This window comes from Mesorhizobium sp., from assembly GCF_004962925.1.
Classification (GTDB): Bacteria; Pseudomonadota; Alphaproteobacteria; order Rhizobiales; family Rhizobiaceae; genus Mesorhizobium.
This window is the reverse complement of sequence record NZ_SUEO01000357.1, coordinates 1-3,162: the sequence shown is the minus strand read 5'-3', so window position 1 is coordinate 3,162 and position 3,162 is coordinate 1. Positions and strand designations below refer to the sequence as shown.

The 3,162-nt window shown below is 64.5% G+C and carries 3 protein-coding genes; all 3 read left to right on the top strand.

Going from position 1 to position 3,162, the window contains the following annotated elements:
• Positions 1-1,170: aldehyde dehydrogenase family protein (locus E5W87_RS34790; RefSeq protein ID WP_292408316.1), on the top strand; the 1,170-nt coding region annotated here is incomplete at its 5' end.
• A 187-nt stretch (positions 1,171-1,357) separates the two neighbouring features.
• Entirely contained in the window at positions 1,358-2,089 is a 732-nt protein-coding gene (locus E5W87_RS34785) for an SDR family oxidoreductase (RefSeq protein ID WP_292408313.1), read from the top strand.
• A gap of 162 nt (positions 2,090-2,251) precedes the next feature.
• A complete protein-coding gene (locus E5W87_RS34780) occupies positions 2,252-3,097 on the top strand; it encodes a fumarylacetoacetate hydrolase family protein (RefSeq protein ID WP_292408311.1) in 846 nt (281 codons plus the stop codon).
• Positions 3,098-3,162 lie beyond the last annotated feature (65 nt).

Genomic DNA, 3,162 nt, shown 5'->3' with positions numbered 1-3,162 from the left:
GTGCTGGCGACCATGACCTTCCGCAACACCGAGGAAGCGGTCGAGCTCGCCAACAACACGCGCTACGGCTTGGCCGCCTCGGTGTGGAGCGAGAACGTCAACCTTGCGCTGCACGTCGCGCCGCAATTGAAGGCCGGCGTCGTCTGGGTCAACGGCACCAATATGTTCGACGCCGCCTGCGGCTTCGGCGGCTATCGCGAGAGCGGCTTCGGCCGCGAAGGCGGGCGCGAGGGCATGTTCGAATATCTCTCGGCAAAGCTGCCGCTCGGCCCCGTCGTCAAGCCGGCAACGTCATCGGCGCAGCCGATCGAGCAGGCCGAAAGCGATGCCATCGATCGCACGGCAAAACTGTTCATCGGCGGCAAGCAGGTGCGGCCGGACGGCAATTATTCGCTGGCAATAGCCACCGCCAAGGGCAAGCTTGCCGGCGAGGTCGGTCTCGGCAGCCGCAAGGATATCCGCGACGCCGTGGCTGCCGCACGTGGCTGCAAGGGCTGGCCGGAGGCGACCGCCTACAACCGCAGCCAGGTGCTCTACTATCTGGCCGAAAACCTGTCCGGCCGTGCCGACGAGTTTGCGGCGCGTCTCACTCAGCTCACCGGCGCCACCGCCAAGGCTGCGCGCGAAGAGGTCGACCAGTCGATCGAGCGGCTATTCCTCTATGCCGGCCTGGCCGACAAGTTCGAGGGCCGCGTCCACCAGCCGCCGGCCCGCGCCGTCACATTGGCACTGCACGAGCCGGTCGGCGTCGTCGGCATCGTGGCATCTGACAATGCGCCCCTGCTCGGCCTGATTTCGCTGGTGGCGCCGGCGCTGGCCATGGGCAACACCGTGGTCGCGGTGCCTTCGGAAAAATATCCGCTGCTTGCCACCGATCTCTATCAGGTCATCGAATATTCCGACGTTCCGGCCGGCGCCGTCAACATCGTCACCGGCCGCAGCGCCGAACTCACCAGCGTGCTGGCCAAGCATGACGATGTCGACGGGCTCTGGGTGTTCGCCGATACCGAGACCTGCGCCAAGGCCGAAGCCGAGTCCATCGGCAATCTCAAGCGCGTCTGGACCGGCAACGGCCACAGCCTTGACTGGGCGTCGATTGAGGCCGCAGGCGATGCCTTCCTGCGCCGTGCCGTTGAGGTCAAGAACGTCTGGGTGCCCTACGGCGACTGAGCGGTCGCCTTTCGCGCGGCGTCGGACGAGAAGCGTTCGGGCTTGACGGCTGAAATGATGTTCTTTACCGAGAAAAAACATTTGCCGCTAAGCGAACAGCGATACAGGCGGCATGGTAGTGCCTATCTGGCACATTGCGCCTTGGCCGGGTGGCGGTAAAAACCGGACGGTCACAGAGGAGAAATGCATGGCGGATCTGGCAGGCAAGATCGTTGTCGTCACAGCGGCGGCACAGGGCATCGGCCGGGCGAGCGCGCTGGCTTTCGCCAAGGCGGGCGCTATCGTCCACGCCACCGACATCAACGAGGTGATGCTCGCCGAACTCGGCAAGACGGCTGGCATCAAGACCCGCAAGCTCGACGTGCTGAACGACGAGGCGGTTGAAACCGCCTTTGCCGAGATCGGCACCGTCGATGTGCTGTTCAACTGCGCCGGCTTCGTTCATTCGGGCTCGATCCTGGAGATGAAGGATGCCGATCTCGACTTCGCCTATGATCTCAATGTCCGCTCGATGATCCGCACCATCCGCGCCGTGCTGCCCGGCATGCTGGAGCGCGGCGACGGCTCGATCATCAACATGGCGTCGCTGGCCAGCTCGACCAAGGGCGTGCCCAACCGCTTCGTCTATGGGCTGACCAAGGCTGCCGTCATCGGCCTGACCAAATCGGTTGCCGCCGACTATGTCGGCAAGGGCGTCCGCTGCAACGCCATCTGCCCGGGCACGGTCGAAAGCCCGTCGCTGCAGGACCGCATGCATGCGCAGGGCGACTACGAGGCAGCTCGCGCCGCCTTCATCGCCCGCCAGCCGATGGGCCGTCTCGGCACACCAGAGGAAATTGCCGATCTCGCCGTCTATCTGGCCGGCGCCACCTATACGTCGGGGCAGGCTTACAATATCGACGGTGGCTGGTCGATCTAGGAGTCTAAAATCCTATTCCGCCGGGCGCCTGACGCGGCGTCTGTGCTTGCCTAGGCTCACGTACTTTAAGTACGCTCCGCTCCGGTTCTCGAAAACCACGCCATTCGCCTCAGCGGAGCGAGTTTGCAAACGGCCTCTGGTCGCAACTGGGAGAAAAATTGCATGAAACTGCTGCGCTATGGCGAGGCGGGGAGCGAACGCCCCGGCCTGCTCGATGCGGATGGGACGATCCGCGACCTTTCCGCCCATGTCACCGACATTGCCGGCAAGGCGCTCGACCCGGCATCGCTCGAGACATTGTCGAAGCTCGATCCGAAATCGCTGCCGGCGGTTCCCGGCAAGCCGCGCATCGGCGCCTGCGTCGCCGGCACCGGCAAATTCATCTGCATCGGCCTGAACTATTCCGACCATGCCGCCGAGACCGGCGCCACCGTGCCGCCGGAGCCGATCATCTTCATGAAGGCGAGCTCGGCCATCGTCGGGCCTGATGACGACGTGCTGATCCCGCGCGGCTCAGTGAAGACCGATTGGGAAGTCGAGCTTGGCGTGGTCATCGGCAAGACCGCGAAATATGTCACCGAGGCCGAGGCGCTGGATTATGTCGCCGGCTACTGCGTCGCGCACGACGTTTCCGAGCGCGCCTTCCAGGCCGAGCGGCAGGGCCAGTGGACCAAGGGCAAGTCCTGCGACACGTTCGGGCCGATCGGCCCGTGGCTGGTCACCAAGGACGAGGTGAAGGACCCGCAGAGCATCCCGATGTGGCTGAAGGTCAACGGCAAGACGATGCAGAACGGCTCGACCAAGACCATGGTCTATGGCGTCGCCTACCTGGTTTCCTATCTCAGCCAGTTCATGTCGCTGCATCCGGGCGACATCATCTCGACCGGCACGCCTCCCGGCGTCGGCCTCGGCATGAAGCCGCCGGTGTTCCTGAAGGCCGGCGACGTCGTCGAGCTCGGCATCGAAGGGCTGGGCATGCAGAAGCAGACGTTCAAGGCGGATTTGTAGCGGCGCTCTGCCTTCTCCCCTTGTGGGAGAAGGTGGATCGGCGCGCAGTGCCGAGACGGATGAGG

Coding starts and splice junctions, on each gene's coding strand:
- E5W87_RS34785 (WP_292408313.1), top strand. CDS start 1,358: ATGGCGGATCTGGCAGGCAAGATCGTTGTCGTCACAGCGGCGGCACAG.
- E5W87_RS34780 (WP_292408311.1), top strand. CDS start 2,252: ATGAAACTGCTGCGCTATGGCGAGGCGGGGAGCGAACGCCCCGGCCTG.